Raw genomic sequence first — 22,382 nt, 5'->3', positions numbered from 1 at the left:
TCTATCGCTGGCCTGGAAGCGGCGGCGCGATTGAGCGGTAGCTGTGGCCTGTTGGCGTAGTCGTTACTACCGTGTGCCGGCCCGTCCGGTCCATACTCCTTTTATCCACGCCCGCCCGATCCCTTTCCCTACAGGGCGCCGGTGTTTCTTCACATCGGGCCGCCCACCCGGGTGCTTCTTTGGCTTGGTTGCAGGCCTCGCACAGCCCCTGGATATTCTCGATGCTCGTGGGGCCTCCGTCGCGGAAGGGTTTTACGTGGTCATAATGCCGAATCGGCGCACCGCACCAAGGTGTCCGGCAGATCTGGTCGCGGGCCGCTATCACCCGGGCCAATCCTTCCGGAACCAGCCTGGCCCGGGAGTCCATGGCAGTGAGCCTGCCGCTGCCCGGTGCTGTGTAAAGCCGGCGAAGCCATACTTCCGTGCGGGGCTTTCTTCGGACTCCCCGAGGCTCTCCCCTATCCATTCCTCGGGTTTTGCCACTGTCCACGCCTTGGATTCCGTCCCAACCCAAGCCCTGGATTCCGTCCCAACCCACGCCCTGGATTGTGTTCCCGCCCACGCCCTGGATTGTGTTCCCGCCCACAGCTTTGGTTTTGTCACTATCCCTGCCCGTGGTCTCGTCACTGCTGCGCAACAGGTCCCGTGCCCACTGTGCCGGAACCACTCCATATCCGGCCAGCAGGGCCGGTTCGGCGCCGTCGGGAATGTGCACACCAGCGGACTCACCAGCGGACTCATCCGGATCGCCGGAAACTGTCCGGACCGGGTCTCCGCCCTTTCCGGTGCTGTGGCTCCCGACCCCACAATTTCCGCCGCTGCAGTTTCCGGCACCTCCGCTCCCGGCTCCGCTGTTGCCAGCCACGCAATTTCCCGCTTCACCCTTTGGCAGAATGCCGTGGAGCAGCGTCCTGTCCGTCATAATCAGCTGCACCTCCACCCGCAGGTCCTCCGCTCGGGCCTGACCCGTCAGCAGCTCAACAAAGGTGTCGGCCATGACTTGCCCCTTAGAGCGGGGATCGCCCGAGGCACGCGCCTGATCCGCCTTCCGCGTCAACGCAGCCATCACTCCCACGCCCTGAGCCACCGGCAGCAGTGCGCTCACGTACGCCATGGTGTCCGGTGCCGGGCGGCAGGAAACGAAACGATCCGAGGCTGCTTTCGCCGCTCGATTCACCACGCTGAGCGGATCCAGTCCGTAGGCCAGGGTCTTGATGGCGGCAATGAGTTTCCGATCCCCCAGCTGTCCCAGCGCCGCTTGGTCCCCCGCGATCAGTTCGTCGACCTTCTGCCGGTGGGACAGCGTTAAACACGCCGTCTCCCGCACTAAAATTGTGGCGCGCCATTCACTGATGACTCCGAGGCTCAGCGCCCGCAGGGTATGCGGCATCTCAGCGCTCAGGATCCTCGCCAGCCCCAGCAACCGGGTACCGGTGTGCGGTGATTCGCGCCGGGCTAACCCAATTTGAGCTGCCACGCCCCGACCGAGCTGGTCTGCTTTCACTCCTGCACGAGCCTGGCTGCGACGGGAAGACTCGTCAAAAACCGCGGCTGCCCGTGCCTGCGCGGCACAAATGGAGCCCTTGAGTTCCTCCAACATGCGAATGTGATCGATCAGCTGCAGCCGTACCGCTGCTTCCGCAACTTCCAAACCAGCGGCATCCAACACCGGACCATCCACGACCACGTCGCCCAAGACAGCACGACCCACGACCACGCCGTCCGGTACCGGACCGCCCATGACCTCGGCATCCGACACAGCACCGTCCAAGACCTCGCCACCCGACGCTGCTCGCCGGTCCGGACTCGCATCCATGCTGTGTCGATCCTCGGCTGGTGGATAGTACATACCTTCTATTTTAGTGATCGGGAGCACATAATGAGCGGAATCGCGATACGGGAAAGATACTCTAATGCGCTCCGCTCGCCACCATCCCGCGCCCGAACCGGGAGCCACGCAAACCGGAACGCCGTCACCTCCGTTCGCCAGGACTGCCCTATATGGAAACACGGCCCGGGTCCGGTCTCCCGCTTCTAAGTTTTCCCGTCGTCAGGGGTTCCCCCATAGTCCGGCCCGCGGGGTACAGTTTCTTCGGACCGCCGCTCAGCCTGTCCAACCCACGATATTCCGCCCCTTCGAAAGCGCGCGCCCATGACAACGACAAGCACCCTGCCCACGGGCGACGAGGTAGTCCAGAACCTGCCCTGGAAGTGGAAGGTTCAAGGCCGGATTTTTATTATCGGCGGCCTCGGTTTCATGTTCGATGCCTGGGATGTGACCCTGAACGGGGTCCTGATTCCCCTGCTCTCCAAACACTGGGATCTGGCGCTGGGCCAGGCAGCCTGGATTGGCACGGCAAACCTGCTGGGCATGGCCATCGGGGCGTTTGTGTGGGGGTCCATTGCCGACTCCATCGGACGCAGGAAAGCCTTCACAGCCACGCTGCTGGTCTTTTCACTCTTCACGGTGCTGGGCGCGTTTTCCCCGGACATCATCTGGTTCTGCATCTTCAGGTTCATGGCAGGCTTTGGGCTGGGCGGCTGCGTCCCGGTGGACTACGCATTGGTGGGTGAGTTCACGCCGCGGAAGCAGCGCGGCCGGGTACTGACGGCAATGGACGGCTGGTGGCCGGTGGGGGCAGCCCTGTGCGGCGCCACCTCTGCCCTGATCATGGCAACGCTCGCTGACTGGCGTTTCACCATGCTGGTCATGGTGCTGCCCGCACTGCTGGTTTTCTGGGTCCGGCGCTCCGTCCCGGAATCTCCCCTGTTCCTGGTCCGCAAGGGCCGCACCGCTGAAGCCGAAACAGTCATAAACGGGCTCATCAGGAGCACCGGTTCCACGGTGACCAACTGGCGGCTGCCTGAACCCGAAGAGCCTGCAGCCCTGTCAATGCGCGCTGTGGGAACCCAGTTGCGCGACCTCTGGCGGTACAGCTGGAAAATCACTGTGGCCTCCTGGTCCCTCTTCTTCACCATCCTGCTGGTCTACTATCTGGCGCTGACCTGGATGCCGAAAATTCTCGTGGACTCCGGCTTCAAGGAATACGCCGCATTCCTGACCACGTCGGGGATGGCCGCCGTCGGGCTCCTGGGAGTAATCGCTGCCGCCCTGCTGGTGGAACGCGTGGGACGCAAATGGATCCTGACCGTCACCGGTCCGCTGTCCGCGCTGATCCTGGTGGTTGTGGCGCTGGTCCTGGACGTTCCCGCCGCAGCTACGGGTTGGTTGCTGGCCTACGGATTTGTGGTGCAGGTGGCCATCCCGGTGCTGTACGCCTACGTTTCGGAGCTGTATCCCACTGAGCTGCGGGGCAGCGGGTTTGGCTGGGCCTCCACGGTGAGCCGCATCGGTGCCGGATTCGGGCCGCTGATTTTCGTCTCCATCGCATGGCCATATTTGGGCCTGCCGCTGTCCTTCGGGCTGGCCGGAGTACTCGTGGTGCTGGCCGTGCTGTGGATGATGCGCTTTGCACCGGAGACCAAGGGCGCCGCACTGGACTAGTCCGGCGTGTGCCGTGCCGGGCTGGCCCGGCGTGCGCGGGCGGCATTCCTAAACCTCGAGGGTGGGCAGTCCCTCGCTGCTGATTCGATGCAGGGTTTCGATCAGCAGCCGGCGTTCCTGAACCTTGATCCGCTCATGCAGGGTTTCCTCGGTATCACCGTCGAGCACTTCGACGGCGGCCTGCGCGAGGATCGGACCGGTGTCCACGCCTGCGTCGGCAATGTGCACGGTGCAGCCGGTGACCTTCACTCCGTAGGCCAGCGCGTCGCGCACCCCGTGCGCGCCCGGGAAGGACGGCAGCAGGGCAGGGTGCGTATTCAGGTAGCGGCCCTCGAATGTCTTGATGAAGTGCTCATCGACGATGCGCATGAACCCGGAAGACAGTACGAGGTCCGGTGCATAGGATGCCACCTGGTCCGTCAACGCCAGATTCCACTGGGACCGCTCGGCGTAATCGCGGAAGTTCACCACGAAGGTGTCATAACCGGCATCGGCGGCCCGCTGCACTCCGAGGGTTCCGGGGCGGTCCGCACCGACGGCGGCAATTTCGACGTCGAGTGTCCCAGCCGCCACGGCGTCCAGCACAGCCTGAAGGTTGGATCCGGTACCGGACACGAGAACAACAATGCGCATGCGTCAACCTTAGGCTCAGCCGTCGCCTAGGGTTAAACCATGAACAACGACGGCCGCGCCCCTGACCAGACTCCTCCGCCGTTGCAGCAGGCGCCCGAAAAGCCCGCTGCCACCGACGAACAGAAGCAGAGTGCCCGCGGCTACCTGCGGATTTTCGTGGCGCTGGTCATTGCCGTGCTGCTCACATCCGGGCTCGCGCTGCCCTGGAAGCTGGTGCCGCTGGTGCTGGGAGTTGCCGCCGTCGTCGTCGGCATTATGACGCTCCTGAAGGTGCTGCGCTCCAAGCTCGGTTCCGTGCCGGTCTTTGTCACGACTCTCGGCCTGGTGGCGTCCGTGATGATGGTGGTGGGCCTGGGACTGGCGGTGGCCACCTGGGACAGCACGCAAAAGCTTGAGACCTGCCTGGGCAATGCGCTCACCCTGGAAGCGGAAAAGAACTGCCAGTCCGACTTCAGCAACGGCATCTTCCCTCGCTGAAAAATCTCCGGCGGACCCTCGCAAAGCTGGGGAATCTGGCCGCCGTCTGCATTCTGGTAACCCTGCTGGGCCTGTTGGCCGGGCCGGCGCTGGTGGGGCTGCGGCCGCTAACCGTTCTCAGTTCCTCCATGGAGCCCGCGCTGCACCCCGGGGACGTGGTCCTGGTGCGCGGCGTCGATCCTGCTGCCCTCCGGATAGGTGACGTGCTGACCTACCTGCCGCCGGGAAGTCCGGCGGATGCACTTCCCGTCACCCACCGGCTGACCGGTTTCACTGCCGGCCCCGACGGGGCGAGGGAGCTGATCCTCCGGGGCGACGCCAATTCGCTGCCTGACGCGCCGCTTCCGCTCTCAGCCCTGCAGGGCAGGGTGGTGGCCACGATTCCCAACCTCGGGCTGTTGGACCTGCCGGCGCAGCGCGGCGACCTGGCCTGGATCCGCCCGGCGCTGGCCCTGGGGATGTTTGGCTACGCCGCGCTGCTGTTTTTCCAGTACTTCCGTCAGCGGCGTTCTTCACGCTCCAGGAAGGGGCCGACGGCGTAGCCCACCACCACGCCCACAGCCACTTCCGCGGCAATCCAGAGGCCGGTCCACAGCGGATCTGCCCCTACATCAACAAACCGGCCGATCCCCGCTGATCCTCCCGAAATGAGGACCGCACCCGCGGCCAGGATCCCCGAGACCAGACCCACGAACACGCCCAGCAGGAGCGTGGAAACCGGGGCGGTGAACCAGCGGGCCCTGATCTTCAGGGACAGCCACTCGTCAAAGTGGTTTTCGCCTTCGCGCAGGAACCACCAGCCGGCCAGGAATCCGGCAATCACGGGCAGGATGAGCGCAGCAATGGCGTACTCTCCCCCGCCGGCAGGGAGCGCGGCCAGCACCGGAACGGCCGGAAGCGGACCCACCGTCGTTTCCAGCGGGCTGATGAGGCTTCCGGTCCCGATGGAGAACCCGGCGCCCGAGGTCCAGCCCAGTGCCCAGCCCATAAAGTTCGGGACGAGCCCCAGTTCGACGACGGTCAGTACCGCACTGCCAACGATTCCGGCGTCGAGGTACTGGTAAACAGTGACAATTTCCGCCCAGCTCATGGCCAGGGCCACGGCAACCAGCAGGGCCGAGAAGCCCAGCGCCGCAGTCACGCCCACCGCGCCGGCGCGAACGACGGCCCAGACATAGGAGCCGGCCCAGCGCGAGTGCTGGCTGGTGCGGGAAATCCAGTCCGTCAGGTCCATGCCGATCAGCCGCACCCAGGATCCGGCTTCCCTGCGGGCACCGACAAAGATGCCCAGTCCGGCCGAACCCAGCGGAATCAGTGCTCCCGCGGCCACCGAGATGGAGACGTCTTCATTTGCCGAGAAGTAGGCGGCCACGCCGCCGAGGATGGCGTAGGTGCCCAGCGCCCCCAGCATTGCCTGCCACAGTTGGTCCGCATACGATGCCCTGGCCAGCCGCCGCCCTGCACGCCAGGACAGGAAGAACGGAATGAGCGTCAGGCCCAGGGGAAACAGGGACAGCACGCCGGACGTCGCGCCGGTCGCGAGTGTGCCGGCGGGGAAGTTCAGGGTCAGCGGCACACCGTGGATCAGGAGCCAGCCCTGTCCGCCCAGCCGGGCCAGCGACGCGAAATTCCGGTCGGTAAAGCCGTCGGCAAACCAGACGCCGATCAGCGGAAGGAATATCAGCAGGGCGGATAGGACTGCAGCCTGGCCGAGTTCGACCGCGCCCTGCAGCCACAGGGGCATAGGTAGGACACCCGGAGTTTTCGGGCGGGTAAGAAGTTTCATCCCTACTATCGTCCCATCCGAGGCACGGCGGGCCGTTCAGGAGGGGCCGTGAGTCGGCTGCGCTGCTTCGCCCGGCGCCGCTAGGCAGCCAGGTCAAAAATGCCCTTCACGAGAGCGGCGGCAGCCCCGAAAAAGGCAAGAATAACGACGGCGGCGCGCGCCTGGTCATCGCGGATGAAGCGCTGCAGTTTTTCGCCGGTGTAAATGCCGATGATGATCATCAGGGCCACAAGCCCCCACGCCCAGGCCGCGAACGGCAGCATCTGACTCGCATCGAGGGAGAGTTTGGACGTCAGGGTCACCAGGGCAATGGTGACAAAGAACGGCTGCAGGGTGGCGGCAAACTGGCGTTGCGGCCAGCGCGCCATCAACGCGTACGCACTGACCGCCGGCCCGCCGACGCCGGCCACGGCGTTGGTCACTCCCGCAATAAATCCGGCGACGGCCTTCGGCGCATTTCCGGTCACAGTGACCGGGGTGCGCTGCATCAGCAGCGAAACGGTCAGGGCCACGAGCACGATGACGCCCACCACCACCGCCATGGGACCGGCCGGCAGGTACACCGCCGCAACCGAGGCCGGGATGCTGCCGCAGACCGCAGGAATCGCCAGCCACCGGTACATGCTCCAGTCGATGTCCTTCTTGACCCGGAACATGATCATCGCTGAAGACACCAGGCCGCACACATTCACCATCAGAACGCCTCCGTGGGAGCCGAGCAGGATCACCAGGAACGGAGAGATGAGCAGGGCAAAACCGAGGCCGGCAATGCGCTGGGCAATGGCGCCGATGAATACTGCCACGAGTACAACGATCAAAAGTCCGGTAGTCACCCGAACACACTACGCTGAACAGATGATCTCCCCCGTCACGGTCCTGCAGACAGCAGATTGGCGCCAGCGCGTCTTCGGGCTGTATGCCCAGGTGCGCCTTACCGCCCAGGAGGTGTCGCCGTCGTACGCCCACGAATTGTGGCGGGCCGAGCGGGACCGGCTGTTTGCCGACCACCCCGCGTCGCCGCTGAAGCCGCACGCCCGGGAGCGCTTCCGCGGTTTGGAGGTGGCCGCCTACAACCCCGAGCTGCGCAGCGATGCGCTCATCGACGACGACGGCGCAGGCGAACGGATGGACGTACCCACCGGAACGGACGGTGTGGTTCCCTTTGTCCGGCTGGGCACCGTCACGGCCGACGGCGTGGGCCGGCTGGCCGTGTGGCGGCTGGCCTCCTACGGCGGCGGGATTTTCCTGCCCGTCCGCGATGGCCTCTCCGGCACCGACGGCGGAAGTTACGGCGGCGGCCGGTACCTGCTGGACACCATCAAGGGTGCGGACCTGGGCGCCGGCGCTGCTCCGGGCAGCCTGATCCTGGATTTCAACTTCCTCTATAACCCGTCATGCGCCTACGACGAGGCGTGGGCCTGCCCGCTGCCGGGACCGGACAACCGGACCGCCGTGCCGTTACCCGTTGGGGAAATGTACGCCGAGTACTAGCGGCGCGGCTGCACCGTGGGACGGGACATCCTTCGTGCGGATAACGGGCCCAAACCGGGCCCCTTCCAATCCTTCGTACACATGACGGGCCCAAACCGGGCCCCTTCCAATCCTTCGTACACATGACGGGCCCAAAATCCCCGAAAACGCGCTTTTAAGCCCCTGATCTGCACGAAGGATTTTTGCAAGGCCCGAGACCTGCACGACGGATTGACCGCACCAGTGCTCCCTTCAACCCCGGCCTATGCCTCCCAGCTGCATCGGAACAGCGGCCTTTACGCAAGACCGGTTTCAGGAGGCGGGCAGGCGAACCTTTACCAAAGGCAGGCACGTATTCCGCGACTTCATTCTTGCCCTGCCGCTTCCGCCTGCGGACGAGTGACACACTGATTCGGTGCAAACGTTCCTTCCTTATGACAGCTTCAGCCGCAGTGCTGCGGTTCTGGACCAGGCCCGGCTCGGTAAGCAGCGCGTGGAAACGCTGCAGGTGCTCCGGGCTCTCGTCATCCCCGACTACGGCTGGCAAAGCCATCCGGCGATGAAAATGTGGATGGGCTACATTCCTGCTCTGACCGCGTATGGGCTGGCCATGACCCGTGAGTGGACATCCCGCGGGCATGCCGACACAGTCTTCGAGCAGCTCGAGGAGTTTGCGCCGGAGGCCGCGGATGGCGACGTCGTGCTTCCCGCTTGGTTTGGCGACGCTGCCTTTCACGAGAGCCACCGTTCAAACCTCATCACGAAGTCTCCGGACTTTTACGCGCCGTTGTTCCCCGATACCCGCGCGGGCCTGCCCTACGTATGGCCCGAGCCAGAACATCCCGCGCTCCCCTCCGAACCCTCCGGCGATGCCCTGTGGGTCGCCCGCCCCCTGACGGACAAAACAACTGGAGAACCGGTGATCGAGCTGCCGATGCTCTCCGTGAAGGGAACTCCGATAATCGGGAAGAAGAGCCGCCAACTGGTGCGGTTTTTGGAGGACCTGGACGACGGCGACGACGTGGTCCTGCTGGGTGCAGATCGTTCTGTACTGGATGTCGGCACTGTTGGTCCAGTGACGTTGACCAACGACACCGCGCGGCGGTCGGTCATGGTTCACGGCAGAGTTTCCCGTGACTGTTTCCAGTACCCGGCTTTGCTTCAGGATCCCCGAACCCTGTTTCGGGTGCCCCGCCCTGCTGCCCTATAACGCACAGCGGGCTCCCTGAATTTGACGCCGGCTTTAGCCGGACGAGTCAGATAGTCTCCACCGCCCTTTTAGAGGCGCACCGCAATGGTGCAGAACATCAAGAACCCTGAGGGCAGGAATAATTCGCTAATGTACATGACGCCAGCATGACAGGGGCTGCGCCGCAGCAAGCGGAGCTATTCGTCCCCAGCAAGAGCAAGCAAGATGAATAAGCAAGCGTTCTAGACTTCGGACTCAGATAAGCTTCGTTTCACATCCGCTTGGAGATGCCCCAGTTAGCACCCGAAGCCACTCGGGTTCAGAGAACAGTCGTCCGCGACATTGCGCGACTCGGACTTCCAGACACTGATCGTCTGCGCTGGAGGGAATGTCAATGCGCGTCCGTCAATAGGTATCATTGGGCCGCCGTTGATTGAATATCTACCGGAAAAATAAATGGCGACTGACACGAAATAATCACCAGATTTTACATAAGTATGACTTGTTTCCGTTGCTTCCCCGATGAGGTCCTCTGGGAGCGGCGTTCCAGGCCGGGACGCCGGCCCATATACCGTTCCGTCCCCATAATTCCATTCATACTCTGTAGGTCGAACCTGGATCCGCACGTTCTGCCCTAACAAGTTCATGTCGAACGTCTGCTCGCGAGCCTCTACATATAGGTTCATAGGCTTGTTGACTAACGTGTATGGGCTCGGCTGTAACGTGAACTGTCCAGGATCAATCGGTGCCGTTTGGAATTCTTCGATTACCAGTCCAACCAACTCTGCAGCGACTTCCTCGGGGTCCGAGGTGTAAATGCACGTCGGCTTGTCTCCATATCTGGGCCAAGTCTCACGAGGAGTTGCCTTTAAGCCGCTGAACCACCACACGTACTGTCCGTCGGGTGCAGCATCACATCGTTCGGGCTGGCCGGCCAAGCAATCAATATCACCATTGTCCTCATCGAAGCAGACTTGTCGATAGTAAAAACCAAACAAACTTTCAGGCGTGCCTACGTTGACAGGAACCATATTTCCAGTCTCGGGATCCTTCTGTCGTACAACCCCAACTACACCGCCGGAACCAATTTGCCCCTCACCCTCAATCTCTGCATAAGCGGACACTAACTGCATTCCGCAAAATACTCCTATAAGCGTTATGAGTGCGGCTACTCTGTTTCTATTCTTCATGAGGAGACATCACATCTCGAGTGTCTCAATATGAATGGCGTACCAGCCCTTCGAGGTGTAAGAAGCCTCTATAAGCTGGACGACTGGTGCAAGAGAGCCAGGTTGAGTTCCAATGAAGCCTTCTACCTCATAAAAATGTAGATCTTCCTGCAAAAACATCGCGGTCGCCTGATAATATCCCTGTTCCGTTTTCACAAAATTAGAATTGACATCTTGCATGGTAATCTTTGCGCCCGTCATCCAATCACCATCTCTATATCCGCCTTCAACCACGCGAAAATAGCTATTGCAGCTAACACAATCTTCGCCACTTATCTCCCTGATTGGGTCAAGATCCCCGGTTTCATACCCATAATTGGCCAGCACGTACCAGTACTCAGCAAAAGCCTCCAACCCTTCCTTGGACTCTTGCTTCGCAAGGTCAGGCATCACAGGCAACGGAACGTTCTCTGCAGGACCCTCAGCGGATGCCGGCTTGTAAGCCGCGGGAGTAGGAGTCGGTGATGGAGTCGCGGTGGCAGTGGCAGTGGCAGTTTCACTGGGACTGGCACTCCCGCTGGGTGAAGGACTGGAAGAACGGTTCTCGGCAGCCTCCGCATCAGAATCACCACCGGAGCCGGAACATCCGCCCAAGACCAGCACGGCCGCTAACCCAGCAGCGCTGAGACGGACAGAAGCGGATACAGCAGAACAGGCGCGAGTGCGGAACATCGACATACCCCCAGGACAAAAGTGGTGCGGGACTGGACGTGACGCCAACAGTACGTGGCTGCGGCACAGCATACGGAGTTATCCACAGCACGCCAGAGAAAACCGGAAACCGCTAATTTCCGGCCGGAGGCTCGGCGGTTAGTCCTGGTCCCGCAACGAGGTCAGCATCCGCTTCACATCACTGAACTCGGCACTGTTCTTGTAGGCCGCAGCAGCGTCCAAATAGGACTGGCCCGCGGCAACCTCCTCTGCCGGGTACCTGCCCGCAAAACGTCCGCCGCTGGATTCCGTGAAGGTGAAGAAGTCGAACAGCCCGCACTGTCCGCGGTCACCGATCTCGCTGATCACCGCGTAGGTGGCCACGGGCTCGCCCCGCTCCGCATTTGAGAAGGCGACGGAGCGGTAGACAAAGCGCTGGTCCGTGCCCTGGACCGAATCCAGCTCCGGCATCGGCTGGGAGTCGTACTCCGTGTACTGCACACCCTCATCGGGATCGGCACAGATAAGGTCGGCAATGAGCCCGGTGTCCAGCTGCGCAACCAGCCCTCCCCCGGCGTCGTGCACCCGGACAGAGACGCCGCCGGCGGGATCGTTGGCCAGCGGCGGAACTTCTTCCACTGTCCAGTTCCCCGGGTGGTCGAAAGCGAGCGCTCCGTCCGAAGTTGTATACGACGGCCAGGCGACCGGAGCGTCCGAAGACCCGCCGGTGTCCGGAGAAACGGCACAGGATGACATACTGAACACAAGCAGCGCAGCCGCCGCCAGCGTGGTGTTACGGTAGCTCACATCGGCTCCCGGAGATGTCCTCGGTAGCACTCAATGCTACTCAGCAGCGGCGCTCCCGCCCAGTGCATCCGGTCGTTCGGGGACGCGCACGGCAATGCCCGGTCACGGTCCCGCCGATCAGCAGTACAAACCAGCAGTACATACATGTGCAGAGCCGCACGCGCCGCGCATTTATGCCGCGGCCCGACCCCGCATGAAAACTTATTGGAGGTTCCGATTACAGATACAGCAGCAGAACATGACGTGTATTTCGGCACCCCCGAACCTGATCATGAGAGCGAAGACCTCCAAACGGCGTCGCTGGCCGTCATCCAGCGGGTGGAACACCGGCCCGACGTCGCCCTGGTCAAGGGCCGCCTGACCCTGATGGACACCGGGCTGACTCCCCACCAGGCCATGGTTGAGGACCTCATGTTTGTCCGCAAGGTTCTGGAGGACGCCGGCGTCACCTATCTGCTGGTGCGGGGCAATGACCAGCGCCCGGTCATCGCCGTCGATCTGGCGCACCGCGCGCAGCTGCGCCGCGCCATGGTGGAGGCCTGCCGCGACGAGCCCTTCTATTCGCGCAGTGTGGACACGAAGAAGACGCGAACCCTGCTGATCGCCGACGGTGAGCTCTCGCCGTCCAACAAGTCCCGGATCATCCGGGTTTACCGTCCCCGCAGCGTCAGCGGCACCAACCTCACCTTCGGCCCCTCCGCCGGCGTGCAGCTGGAACTTTGGGACCTCACCGGTCCGGAGATCACCCTCCCGGTGGAGAATTCCCTGACCCGCCGCACCCTGCCGGCCAATGAAGTGGTGCGCGGCACGGTGGAAAAGCACGGATTGACCTGGCCGACCATCGAGAACATGTTCGCCGACCACGCCACGGACATCGACTTTGACGTGGACCTGGTCTTCTCCTGGGTGGACGGCAGCTCTGCCGAATACCAGGCGGCCCGCGCCGCGCGGATGAAGGACGCCGTCGTCGGCGAGGGCGATGACCATGAAGCCCGCTTCCGCCAGATCAACGAACTCAAGTACGCACTGCGCTCGGTCTACATGTTTGCCCCGTGGATCCGGCGGATCTTCATCGCCACTGACTCGGAGCGGCCGGAATGGCTGGCAGACCATCCGTCGGTGACCTTCGTGCGCGCCGAGGAACACTTCAAGGATCCCTCCGTCCTGCCGACCCACAACTCGCAGGCGGTTGAATCCCAGCTGCAGCACATTCCCGGTCTGGCCGAGCACTTCCTGTACTCCAATGACGACATGTTCTTTGGCCGCCCGGTGGGACCTGACCTGTTCTTCTCCCCCGGCGGCATCACCAAGTTCATTGAAGCCAGCACCCGGATTGGCCTTGGTGCCAATGACTCCGAGCGCAGCGGCTTCGAGAACGCGGCGCGGGTCAACAGGCGCCTGCTCTGGGAGCGGTTTGGCCGGATCACCACCAGGCACCTGGAACATACCGCCGCACCCCTGCGCAAAAGCGTCCTGCTGGAAATGGAAGAGGAGTTCCCTCGCGAGTTCGCGGCCACGGCGGCAAGCACGTTCCGCGCCAAGGACAACATCTCGGTCACCAACTCGCTCTACCACTACTACGCGCTGCTCACCGGGCGTGCCGTCACGCAGGAAACCGCCAAGGTAAAGTACGTGGACACCACGTCCTACGCCGGCCTGAAAATGATGGACAAGCTGCTGGCCAAACGGAACATGGATCTGTTCTGCCTCAATGACGGCAGCTTCCCGGAGGTTCCGGCCCAGGAACGCGCCGAGCGCGTCACTGACTTCCTGGAGAAGTTCTTCCCGATCAAGGCCCCCTGGGAGAAATAGGGGTTCCAGCAGAATCAAGCGCCGGAACGACGACGGCGGGGCCCGCCTGAGGTGGGCCCCGCCGTCGTCGTTTTCCGGCCGGGGCCCTTAGCGCGTGACCACCACGTGCTCGTTGGGAACACAATGTGTCATGGTCAGCCCCTCCACGTTCCGGGGGCCGTTGGATCCCAGGTTCTTCATCCAGTCCTTCTCGGCCTCGGACAGGGTCTGCGTGGCCAGGGGACCCAGATCCCGGACCTCGTCCAGCCCGATGCCCAGGCCCTCGCCCACGCGCGAGCCGAGTTCGTCGTCGCACATGTAGAAGTGCCACAGCATGCGCTCCTGGACCGCGCGTACCGCTTCCCCGATATTGGCAACAAAGTTGCCCACAAGATCATCCTTCTCCCACTGCTCCATCAGCTGGTAGCGCTGGCCGGCCTGGAGGTAGTCATTGGTTCGCGGAATTCGTGCCCGGGTCAGTTTTCCGGTGAGATCCGGGCCCTGCTCCTCGTGGGCCGGTTTGGGCGCTTCAGGAACTCCGCCGGTGATGGACGGCTCATAGTTCACGTGCGGATTCTGTCCCGGAGCCAGATCGGTGAAGTAGGACATCTGTCCGCCGCGCTGGTTGGTGGCTACCGGGGCATGCTTGGGTGAATTCACTGGAAGCTGCAGGTAGTTCGGTCCCACCCGGTAGCGCTGGGTATCCGAATAGCTGAAGGTCCGGCCCACCAGCATCTTGTCATCCGAGAAGTCCAGCCCGTCCACGAGCACACCGGTGCCGAAGGAAATCTGCTCGGCCTCATTGTGGTGGTCGGTGATGTTCCGATTCAGGGTCATGGTGCCCACGAACTTGGGCTCGAAGTCCTGCTCCGGCCAGGTCTTGGTGTCATCCAGCGGATCCCAGTCCAATTCCGGATGGTCGTGGTCATCCATCATCTGCACATAGAGGTCCCACTTGGGATAGTTGCCGCTCTCAATGGCCTCGTAGAGGTCCTTCGACGCGTGGCCGAGGTCCCCGGCCTGGATGTTGGCGGCGTCCTCTTCCGTCATCGACTTCACGCCCTGCTGCGGCAACCAGTGATACTTGATCAGCTTGGTCTCACCCTGCTCGTTCACCCACTTGTAGGTGTTGACGCCGAAGCCCTGCATATGGCGGTAATCCGCCGGGATGCCGCGCGGGCTGAAGAGATTGACCAGCATGTGCATGGACTCGGGGGTCTGGGACATGAAGTCGTAGATCCGGGCCGGTTCCTGGCGGAAGGTGATGGGATCCGGCTTCAGGGAGTGGATCACGTCCGGGAACTTGATGGCATCACGGATGAAGAAAACGCCGAGGTTGTTGCCCACCAGGTCCCAGTTGCCGTCCTCGGTGTAGAACTTCACGGCGAAACCGCGCGGATCGCGGGCGGTTTCGGACGAGTCCCGGCCGCCGATCACCGTGGAAAAGCGGATGGCAAGGTCGGTTTTCTTCCCCGGCTCAGAGAACAGCCGGGCCCGGGTGTAGCGGGCAATCGGCTCGTCGCCCCACTTGCCGGAGGCCTCAAACTCACCGTAGGCCACGAAGCCGCGGGCATGGACCACGCGTTCGGGGATACGTTCACGGTCAAAGTGGCTGATCTTTTCAAGGAAGGGGTAGTTCTCCAGCGTCGCCGGCCCGCGGGGTCCCACGGTCCGGCTGTTCTGGTTGTCGTAGACCGGGTGCCCCTGGCGGGTGGTCAGATGCCGGGCGGCGTCCTGTCCGTCACTGTCGGCTTCTGCGGGGTTCGGATTCTCTGCGTCTGTCATCACGGTGCTCTCTTTCCGGAGTCCTAGCTGATCAGGGTGAGGGTATTCCTTCATCCACTCTTATGGTGGCCCGCATCACTAGTCAAGCGGGGTTTGCAGGCGAAGCGCTGGCGGCATCGCAGGGTCCTTGGCAGACTGGGGCCCATGACTACCGAAGAGCGGCCGCCCGTTGTGCAACTCAGCCCCGAGCAGTGCTGGAAGTATTTGGAGAAGACGTACCACGGACGGCTGGCGGTGAGCGTGGCCAACCGGCCGAGTATCTATCCGCTGAACTACTACGCACACGACGGCGTCATCCTGTTCCGCACGAGCCCCGGCACCAAGTTGGCGGAGCTTACGGTGAATGACCATGTTGCGTTTGAGGCGGACGGGATCCTCAGCGACCAGGCCTGGTCTGTGGTGGTCAAGGGCACCACGCGCCACCTCGAAAAGCAAAGTGAGATTGACGCCGCCGATGAGCTTCCGCTGCGGCCGTGGGTCCGGACGCTGAAGTACCGGTACGTGGAAATCCAGCCGGAGAGTGTTGAAGGCCGGTTCTTCAACCTGGGCCCGGAGCCGGAACGGTATCCCGAAGAAGCCTGAGCCGCTGCGGCGATGGCGCGCAGGCGATGGGGCGCAGTCTCAGTCCGGACCGCGCCCTACGCTGAGGTCAGCTGCTGGGCATCCACAATCCGTACGCCCGCTGCTTTCAGGCGGCGGGCGGTTTCTGCCTCGTCTACGCGCTCCCCGACGGTCTTGTCCGCAGCTATGGGAACCACGGAGTGCACCACCGAATCCGCGTAGACGTGGACCATGTTGTACCCCTGCCCGGCATCCTGGCCCCGGCTGCCCGGTGTGGACAGATCCTGTGTGTAACAGGTTGCCGAGGCCACGGACACGGGAATCCCGGCGAACGTGGCGAAGGTGGAGTAGTGCAGGTGCCCGGCAATAATGGAGCGGACATCGGAACCCTTAAGGGCTGCTGCGAGGTCCCGCTGATGGCGCAGCTCCACGAGCACGGTCAGGTCCTGGACGCTCGGAACCGGCGGATGATGCAGGGCCAGGATCGTTCCGTCCGGGGCCGGCGTCTCCAGCACGTTTCGAAGCCAGTCCAGCTGCGCCCCGCTCAGCTCGCCGTGATGGTATCCCGGCACCGTGGAATCCAGGGTGATGATCCGCAGGCCGTTGACCATGTAAACGCGGTCAACCGGTGCCATGTCCGGAGCCTCATCCAGCAGCCCGCTCTTAAAATGTTCGCGGTTGTCGTGGTTACCCATGGCCCAGATCAGGCGGGCTCCCATGCGCTCGGCCACGGGGGCCACAATGTCGCGGAGTTTGGCATATGCCTGCGGTTCGCCTTTGTCTGCCAGGTCTCCCGTGAAGACAATGGCCTCCGGCTTTTGCCCGGATGTTTCCAGTCTGGCGAAGAGTTCCGCCAGTCTGCCCCGGCTGTCCACCGCCCCGTACAGGGGATCCGGTCCGGCGACCAGGTGCGTGTCGCTGAGATGAAGAATGAAATGTCGCGGCCGGGGATGTTCGGCCGGGAGGAAATCCATGAAGACCTTCTAGTGTCGACGACAGCTGCTCCTGCGTTCCTTCCTTTCCATCAAAGCAGAGTTTCCGGCTGAGGGTGAACCATACGGCGCGTGTTCCGCGCTAGGCGGCACAGGTAGCTGCTTGAGGCAGTGCACGCGGTTACCATGCCCGATTCCTTTCACTCGTTGGATTGCCTGCTCTGGCGTGCTGCCCCCGTCGCCCGTAGGCTCAGGGATGTCAGTGACTTCACGGGAGGACCCCTCATGAGAATCAGCCACATTCCGCTGCGCCTAACCACCGGCGCCTACATCCTCAACTCCGGCCTGGGCAAGCGCAACTTGGACGAGGAATCCGCCGCCGGGCTGCAGCAAATGGCCGGCAACGCCTTTCCCCAGGTGATGGACCTGGACCCTGTCCGGTTCGGAAAACTGCTCAGTGCAGCGGAGATCGCCGTAGGGCTGACCCTGTTGATCCCCATCATTCCAAGCCGGCTCGCCGGTTTGGTGCTCGGCGCCTTCTCCGGCGGCATGGTGACGATGTATCTCAAGACTCCCGGGCTCACCGAGGAGGACGGCATCCGGCCCACCGCTCAGGGCACGCCGCTGGCGAAGGACATCTGGATGGCCGGCATCGCTGCCTCCCTGATCCTGGACCGGAAGAACCGGACCAAGGTTAAGGAAGTCACCAAGGTCAAGGAAGTCAAGGTGCCTGCTCCGGTCAAGGCCGGGGCGGCAGCTGCCGCCATCAAGGTGGCAAAGGATGTCAAGGGCCACAAGAGCCGCGGCAAGGATGACAAGCGCGGCAAACACGGCAAAAAGTCCCAGTAGGCATCGGCCGGAGCGGACGCCCGGAACAGTTGCTCACAGGGAACACAATCAAAGGAAACAACACAATGGCCGAGGGCGTGCCCGGGTTTACCCGGTTTGAACCGTTTGCTGTGGAAGTCAACGGCATTACGGTCACCGGGCGAATATCCCGGGACGACGACGGCGGGGGCGGCAGCGGTGATACCGCCGGGGGCGGCGGTGAGGGAAGCGGTAATGCCGAAGCCCGACCGCCGCTGCTTCTCTTGCACGGGCATCCGGAAACTCACCTGATGTGGCACCGGATTGCCGATGCCCTGGCTGAAGACTTCACGGTCATAGCTCCGGACCTGCGCGGATACGGCGGCTCCTCCAAGCCGGCCGGGGAAGCGGATCACTCCACGTACAGCAAGCGCGAGATGGCGAAAGACGCAGTTTTGCTGATGGAGCATTTCGGTGCCGAACGCGGCTTCAGCAGCTTTGCGCTGTGTGCCCACGACCGCGGGGCCCGGGTGGGGCATCGGATGCTGGCCGACTACCCGGGCCTGGTGTCACAGGCAATGTTTCTGGACATTGCTCCCACAGTGGACATGTACGCAGCAACGGACCGGGACTTTGCTGAGGCCTATTTCCACTGGTTTTTCCTGATCCAGCCGGAGCCGCTGCCGGAAGCCCTGATCGAAGCCAGTCCGCGGGCCTACGTGGAAAACATCATCGGCAGCCGCTACGCCGGGCTGGGTCCGTTTCCTTCCGAGGTGCTGCATGCCTACGTTTCCGCGCTGTCCTCCCCCGGGGCTGTACACGCCATGTGTGAGGATTACCGGGCCGCGGCCACCATCGATCTGGAACATGATTCTGCGGACCGCGATGCCGGCCTCACGCCTGAGGTGCCTTTGCGGGTCCTGTGGGGGCGGCACGGAGTCATCGAGGCGCAGTTTGATCCGCTGGCGCTTTGGGAAAAGGCAGTCCCGGGAGTTACCGGCCGAGCCGTGGATGCCGGGCATTACCTGCCCGAGGAAGCTCCGGAGGATGTCCTGGAGGAAATCCGCGGTTTCTTCCACCGGGCCTAGTCCGCCGGGCTGACGAGCCCCTCGGACACCATCCAGTCGTAGGCCACCTGCTCCGGTTCCTCGCCCTGTACGTCCACTTTCAGGTTGAGCGACCGCATGGTTTCATCGTTGAGTTTGTCGGCCACCTGCTCAAGGACAGCTTCCAGTTCCGGGTACTTCTGCAGTGTTTCGGTGTAGATCACCGGGGCGGCGTTGTATGCCGGAAAGTAGTTCAGGTCATCCTCCAGGACGAGCAGGTCCAGAGCCGCGATCCGGCCGTCGGTGGCGAAGACTTCGCCCACGGTGCACTGTCCCTGGTCCACCGCGCCGTAGATGGCACCGGTGTCATAGATGCCCACGTTCTGCTCCGGAACCACACTGCCCCGGGGCAGACCGTACAGCTCAAGCAGCGGATTGAACCCGTCCTGCCTTGAGTTGAATTCTGCGTCCACGCAGAAGGTCAGCTCTTCCGGCGGAAGCTTTGACAGGTCTGAGATGCTGGTGATGCCCAGCTCTCCGGCCCGTTGCCGGCTCATCGCCAGCGCATAGGTGTTGTTCAGTTCCGCCGGCGCTCCCCAGGTCAGGCCGTTGGCAAGGTCTGCATCATGCACCGCCTGCCACTGTTCCTGCTGATCCGGGATACCGAGTTCGTTGCCCAGATAGGTCAGCCAGGTGGTGCCGGTGTATTCCCACATCACGTCCGCCTGGCCGCTGCGCAGCAGCTCGCGGGCAGGAAGGCTGCCCGGCACGTTACTCAAGTCCGTAACCTCAAACCCTGCGGCCTTCGAAGCCAGCACTGACATCTTGCCGAGGATGAGCTGCTCTGTGAAGTTCTTGGAAGTTACCGTCACGGCTGCACCGTCCGGCAGCCCTTCAATGGGCTGAATGCTGCCCGGGGACACCGGCGGAACGTAGGAACCGGCCGGCTGCAGTCCGCATCCGGCCAGCAGCAGGACGGCGGCAAGCAGTGCCGTCAGCGCGGCAGCGGCCCGGGCTCGCAGCATCTGGTTCGCGTCTCTCATTCAGAGCCCCTTCGGGCGGGCAAGATACTCCACGACCCGTCCCAGCCAGTCCACGGTCAGCGCCAGCAGGGCCACCATGACGGCACCGCTGATGAGCACCCGGGGAAGGTTCAGGTTCACGCCGGTGGTGATCAGCACGCCCAGTCCGCCGCCGTTGATGAAGGTGGCCAGGGCGGCCGTTCCCACCAAAAGCACGAGGGCGGTGCGGATTCCAGCCAGCATCAGCGGCACGGCCAGGGGAAGCTCCACCCGAAACAGCACCCGCACGGCGCTCATGCCCATGCCGCGGCCGGCCTCCACCAGCCGCGGGTCCACGTTGTCCAGTCCCACCATCGTGTTGCGCAGCACGGGCAGCAGGGCGTACAGAACCAGAGACACCACCGCGGTCCGGAAACCAAAGCCCAGCCAGAAGGCCAGCAGCACCACCAGTCCAATGGCCGGTGCCGCCTGGCCGATGTTGACCACGGCCAGCACCGGACCGGTCAGGAACCGCAGGGGCCGGCGCGTCAGCAGCACGCCCAGCGGGAGGGCCACCACAAGCACGATGACGGCTGCCAGAACCGTCAGCCGCAGGTGTTCCAGCGTGTAGGCCCAGAGGGTGGCCGGATCCAGCGTCGTCAGTTCGGTTTGCGTCAGTTCTGCAGCTGATAGCCAAAACAGCAGGATCCCCAACGCGGCGGCAATCCCGGCCAGCTGCCAGACAAGGCCCCGGGGTGAGCTTTCCCGCACGGCGGAAACGGCATCCATCTCGCCCAACAGGTGGTCACTCGCCGGATCCGCTGCTCCCGGCGTTCCCCGTGCACCCGCCACACTGCTCATGGCCGTCCTGCTTCCCTGATCATTCCGCTTTCCTGCTCGCGGTTGATTCCCAGCCGCCGCGTCCGCACGGCCTGCAGGATCAAGGGTGCGTCGATCCTTCCCGCCAGGCGCCCTTCGTTGTCCGTGACCAGCACCGCACCCCGGTCCGATATCAGGACGGTGTTCAGGGCTTCGGCGAGGGTGTCATCGTGCGCAACGACCGCCAGCTGCGGACTCCGTTCCGCGGGCAGCCGGCTGAGCCCATCCAGCTCAGCAACGGACAGCCAGGCCAGCGGCCTCCCGGCGCCGTCGACCACTGCCGCAGCGTCCTGCCCGGCGGACAGTGTCCGCGCCAGCAGGTTCCGCGGGGTCTCACCGGGGGTGCCGCTGACTACGGGCAGGGCCGGAACATCGTTGACGCGGGCCAGGCCGAGTTGTTTGAGGCCTGCTCCGGAACCGATGAACTGCCGCACAAAGTCATTGGCGGGGTGGGTAAGGATGCGCTCCGGGGTGTCATATTGGACGAGGTGGCCGCCCTCGGCGAATACGGCGATCCGGTCCCCGAGCTTCACGGCCTCGTCGAAGTCATGGGTCACAAAAACCACTGTCTTGTGCAGGTTCGCGTGGATGCTGAGCAGCTCGTCCTGCAGCCGCTCCCGGACAATCGGATCCACGGCACCAAACGGTTCGTCCATCAGCAGTACCGGCGGGTCGGCCGCCAGTGCGCGCGCCACTCCCACGCGCTGCTGCTGGCCGCCGGAGAGTTCCTTGGGATAGCGGTCGCGGTACCGCGCCGGATCCAGCGAGACCAGCTCCAGCAGTTCATCGATCCGCTGGGCCGTGCGGGCCTTGTCCCAGCCGAGCATGGAGGGCACGACGGCGATATTCGCTGCCACGGTCATGTGCGGAAAGAGCCCCCCGGCCTGAATGACATACCCGATGCCGCGGCGCAGCTGGTCGGCATCAACTCCAGTGATGTCGTCCCCGCCCAGCAGGATTTGGCCCGACGTCGGCTCGATAAGCCGGTTGATCATTTTCAGTGTGGTGGTCTTTCCGCAGCCGGAGGGACCCACCAGCATGACCATGTCACCGGCCGGAATCTCCATGCTCAGGCTGTCCACGGCCGGGCGGTCCTGGCCGGGAAATTGTTTCGTCACGTCCCGGAGCAGGATTCCTGCGGCGTGCGGGGCGGAGGAAAATGGCGTTTCAGACACGGATGCCTCTCGGTATGCTCAGGCGGCCGACGACGATCAGCAGCAGGTCCAGGATGATTGCCAGCAGCACCACGCCCACCACGCCGGTCAGCACGGACTCAAGGGAGTTGGCTCCGCCCAGACGGGACAGCCCGGAGAAGATATAACCGCCCAGGCCCGGTCCAAGGGCGTAGGCGGCCACGGCGGCTATCCCCATGACCATCTGCCCGGAAACCCGGATTCCGGTCAGGATCACCGGCCAGGCCAGGGGCAGTTCTATCCGGAAGAAGATGCGGATTCTTCCCATGCCCAGGCCGCGGGCGGCTTCCACGGTGCTGCCCGGTACCCCGGTCAGGCCGACGACGGCGTTGCGGAGAATGGGCAGCAGGGCATAAAAGCCCACGACGACGACGGCCGGAAGGACTCCGAAGCCCAGCGGCGCAATGAGCAGGCCGATCAGGGCGAAGGACGGAATGGTCAGTCCCACCGCGCTGATGCTGTCCACTGCTGACCGCAGCCAGGGCTGCCGATAGGTCAGCGCCGCTATCAGTACCGCCAGGACGGCTGCGACCACCAGGCACTGCAGGACCAGGCTGAAGTGCTGCCAGCTGGAAAACAGGATGTCGTTGAAACGCTGCGCGATGAAGTCATTCACACCAAACCCACTTCATATGTTGGG

Annotated in this window: 22 protein-coding genes; 9 read left to right on the top strand and 13 right to left on the bottom strand. The window is 63.4% G+C overall.

The genetic code is table 11. The features are described from left to right. Position 1 precedes the first annotated feature (1 nt). A complete protein-coding gene (locus AC4D2W_RS11455; protein WP_490927032.1) occupies positions 2–1,849 on the bottom strand; it encodes an HNH endonuclease in 1,848 nt (615 codons plus the stop codon). A gap of 303 nt (positions 1,850–2,152) precedes the next feature. On the opposite strand from AC4D2W_RS11455, the gene AC4D2W_RS11450 reads away from it, so the two are divergent. Next, entirely contained in the window at positions 2,153–3,505 is a 1,353-nt protein-coding gene (locus AC4D2W_RS11450; RefSeq protein WP_490927031.1) for an MFS transporter, read from the top strand. 48 nt (positions 3,506–3,553) lie between these two features. Here the strand turns inward: AC4D2W_RS11450 and purN are convergent, their stop codons facing one another. Then, positions 3,554–4,138, bottom strand: a complete 585-nt coding sequence (purN, locus tag AC4D2W_RS11445) for a phosphoribosylglycinamide formyltransferase (RefSeq protein WP_490927030.1) — start codon at positions 4,136–4,138, stop codon at positions 3,554–3,556. Between the two features lie 39 nt (positions 4,139–4,177). Here purN and AC4D2W_RS11440 point away from each other — a divergent pair, with 39 nt between their 5' ends. Together AC4D2W_RS11440 and AC4D2W_RS11435 are read left to right on the top strand one after the other, a co-directional pair. Beyond that, a complete protein-coding gene (locus AC4D2W_RS11440) occupies positions 4,178–4,615 on the top strand; it encodes a hypothetical protein (RefSeq protein WP_490927029.1) in 438 nt (145 codons plus the stop codon). A 92-nt stretch (positions 4,616–4,707) separates the two neighbouring features. Continuing rightward, entirely contained in the window at positions 4,708–5,157 is a 450-nt protein-coding gene (locus tag AC4D2W_RS11435) for a signal peptidase I (protein WP_490927430.1), read from the top strand. Here AC4D2W_RS11435 and AC4D2W_RS11430 read toward each other — a convergent pair. Together AC4D2W_RS11430 and AC4D2W_RS11425 are read right to left on the bottom strand one after the other, a co-directional pair. Next, entirely contained in the window at positions 5,115–6,359 is a 1,245-nt protein-coding gene (locus AC4D2W_RS11430) for a cell division protein PerM (protein ID WP_490927028.1), read from the bottom strand. The two genes, AC4D2W_RS11435 and AC4D2W_RS11430, sit on opposite strands and share 43 nt — an antisense overlap. A gap of 122 nt (positions 6,360–6,481) precedes the next feature. Next, positions 6,482–7,234: a TSUP family transporter gene (locus AC4D2W_RS11425; RefSeq protein WP_490927027.1), complete on the bottom strand. Its 753-nt coding sequence runs from the start codon at positions 7,232–7,234 to the stop codon at positions 6,482–6,484. Between the two features lie 22 nt (positions 7,235–7,256). On the opposite strand from AC4D2W_RS11425, the gene AC4D2W_RS11420 reads away from it, so the two are divergent. Both AC4D2W_RS11420 and AC4D2W_RS11415 read left to right on the top strand, forming a co-directional pair. Beyond that, on the top strand, positions 7,257–7,892 hold the full coding sequence (locus AC4D2W_RS11420; RefSeq protein WP_490927026.1) for a DUF1684 domain-containing protein: 636 nt from the start codon (positions 7,257–7,259) through the stop codon (positions 7,890–7,892). Positions 7,893–8,286: 394 nt separating this feature from the next. Beyond that, positions 8,287–9,081 carry an MSMEG_6728 family protein gene (locus tag AC4D2W_RS11415; RefSeq protein ID WP_490927025.1) on the top strand — a complete coding sequence of 265 codons (795 nt, stop codon included), beginning with the start codon at positions 8,287–8,289 and terminating at the stop codon, positions 9,079–9,081. A gap of 275 nt (positions 9,082–9,356) precedes the next feature. Here AC4D2W_RS11415 and AC4D2W_RS11410 read toward each other — a convergent pair whose 3' ends face one another. The 3 genes from AC4D2W_RS11410 to AC4D2W_RS11400 form a co-directional block, all read right to left on the bottom strand. Then, on the bottom strand, positions 9,357–10,193 hold the full coding sequence (locus AC4D2W_RS11410; protein ID WP_490927024.1) for a hypothetical protein: 837 nt from the start codon (positions 10,191–10,193) through the stop codon (positions 9,357–9,359). A 66-nt stretch (positions 10,194–10,259) separates the two neighbouring features. Then, a complete protein-coding gene (locus tag AC4D2W_RS11405; protein WP_490927023.1) occupies positions 10,260–10,967 on the bottom strand; it encodes a DUF6318 family protein in 708 nt (235 codons plus the stop codon). 132 nt (positions 10,968–11,099) lie between these two features. Further along, a complete protein-coding gene (locus tag AC4D2W_RS11400) occupies positions 11,100–11,747 on the bottom strand; it encodes a hypothetical protein (RefSeq protein WP_490927022.1) in 648 nt (215 codons plus the stop codon). 366 nt (positions 11,748–12,113) lie between these two features. On the opposite strand from AC4D2W_RS11400, the gene AC4D2W_RS11395 reads away from it, so the two are divergent. Beyond that, complete coding sequence (locus AC4D2W_RS11395; RefSeq protein WP_490927429.1) at positions 12,114–13,559, top strand: stealth family protein; 1,446 nt, start codon at positions 12,114–12,116, stop codon at positions 13,557–13,559. Positions 13,560–13,646: 87 nt separating this feature from the next. Here AC4D2W_RS11395 and AC4D2W_RS11390 read toward each other — a convergent pair whose 3' ends face one another. Then, positions 13,647–15,323 (bottom strand): catalase, encoded by a 1,677-nt coding sequence (locus tag AC4D2W_RS11390; RefSeq protein WP_490927428.1) that lies wholly within the window; start codon positions 15,321–15,323, stop codon positions 13,647–13,649. Positions 15,324–15,467: 144 nt separating this feature from the next. Between AC4D2W_RS11390 and AC4D2W_RS11385 the strand changes: the two genes are divergently transcribed. After that, positions 15,468–15,905, top strand: a complete 438-nt coding sequence (locus AC4D2W_RS11385) for a pyridoxamine 5'-phosphate oxidase family protein (protein ID WP_490927021.1) — start codon at positions 15,468–15,470, stop codon at positions 15,903–15,905. A gap of 56 nt (positions 15,906–15,961) precedes the next feature. On the opposite strand, the gene AC4D2W_RS11380 is transcribed toward AC4D2W_RS11385, so the two are convergent. After that, a complete protein-coding gene (locus AC4D2W_RS11380; protein ID WP_490927020.1) occupies positions 15,962–16,858 on the bottom strand; it encodes a phosphodiesterase in 897 nt (298 codons plus the stop codon). A 243-nt stretch (positions 16,859–17,101) separates the two neighbouring features. Between AC4D2W_RS11380 and AC4D2W_RS11375 the strand changes: the two genes are divergently transcribed. Together AC4D2W_RS11375 and AC4D2W_RS11370 are read left to right on the top strand one after the other, a co-directional pair. After that, positions 17,102–17,665 carry a hypothetical protein gene (locus AC4D2W_RS11375; protein WP_490927019.1) on the top strand — a complete coding sequence of 188 codons (564 nt, stop codon included), beginning with the start codon at positions 17,102–17,104 and terminating at the stop codon, positions 17,663–17,665. Positions 17,666–17,730: 65 nt separating this feature from the next. Next, positions 17,731–18,711 (top strand): alpha/beta fold hydrolase, encoded by a 981-nt coding sequence (locus tag AC4D2W_RS11370; RefSeq protein ID WP_490927018.1) that lies wholly within the window; start codon positions 17,731–17,733, stop codon positions 18,709–18,711. Here the strand turns inward: AC4D2W_RS11370 and AC4D2W_RS11365 are convergent. The 4 genes from AC4D2W_RS11365 to AC4D2W_RS11350 all read right to left on the bottom strand — a co-directional run bounded on the left by AC4D2W_RS11365 (position 18,708) and on the right by AC4D2W_RS11350 (position 22,358). Further along, positions 18,708–19,712: a glycine betaine ABC transporter substrate-binding protein gene (locus tag AC4D2W_RS11365; RefSeq protein WP_490927016.1), complete on the bottom strand. Its 1,005-nt coding sequence runs from the start codon at positions 19,710–19,712 to the stop codon at positions 18,708–18,710. The two genes, AC4D2W_RS11370 and AC4D2W_RS11365, sit on opposite strands and share 4 nt — an antisense overlap. Next, complete coding sequence (locus AC4D2W_RS11360; protein ID WP_490927427.1) at positions 19,713–20,459, bottom strand: ABC transporter permease; 747 nt, start codon at positions 20,457–20,459, stop codon at positions 19,713–19,715. It lies immediately after the preceding gene. A gap of 68 nt (positions 20,460–20,527) precedes the next feature. After that, a complete protein-coding gene (locus AC4D2W_RS11355) occupies positions 20,528–21,667 on the bottom strand; it encodes a betaine/proline/choline family ABC transporter ATP-binding protein (protein ID WP_490927015.1) in 1,140 nt (379 codons plus the stop codon). 49 nt (positions 21,668–21,716) lie between these two features. Further along, a complete protein-coding gene (locus AC4D2W_RS11350; RefSeq protein ID WP_490927014.1) occupies positions 21,717–22,358 on the bottom strand; it encodes an ABC transporter permease in 642 nt (213 codons plus the stop codon). Positions 22,359–22,382 lie beyond the last annotated feature (24 nt).

The sequence above is a fragment of the Arthrobacter sp. TJ-58 genome, assembly GCF_058269295.1.
Note: the sequence above shows the minus strand (reverse complement) of the source record. Positions and strands in the feature narration are given on the sequence as shown.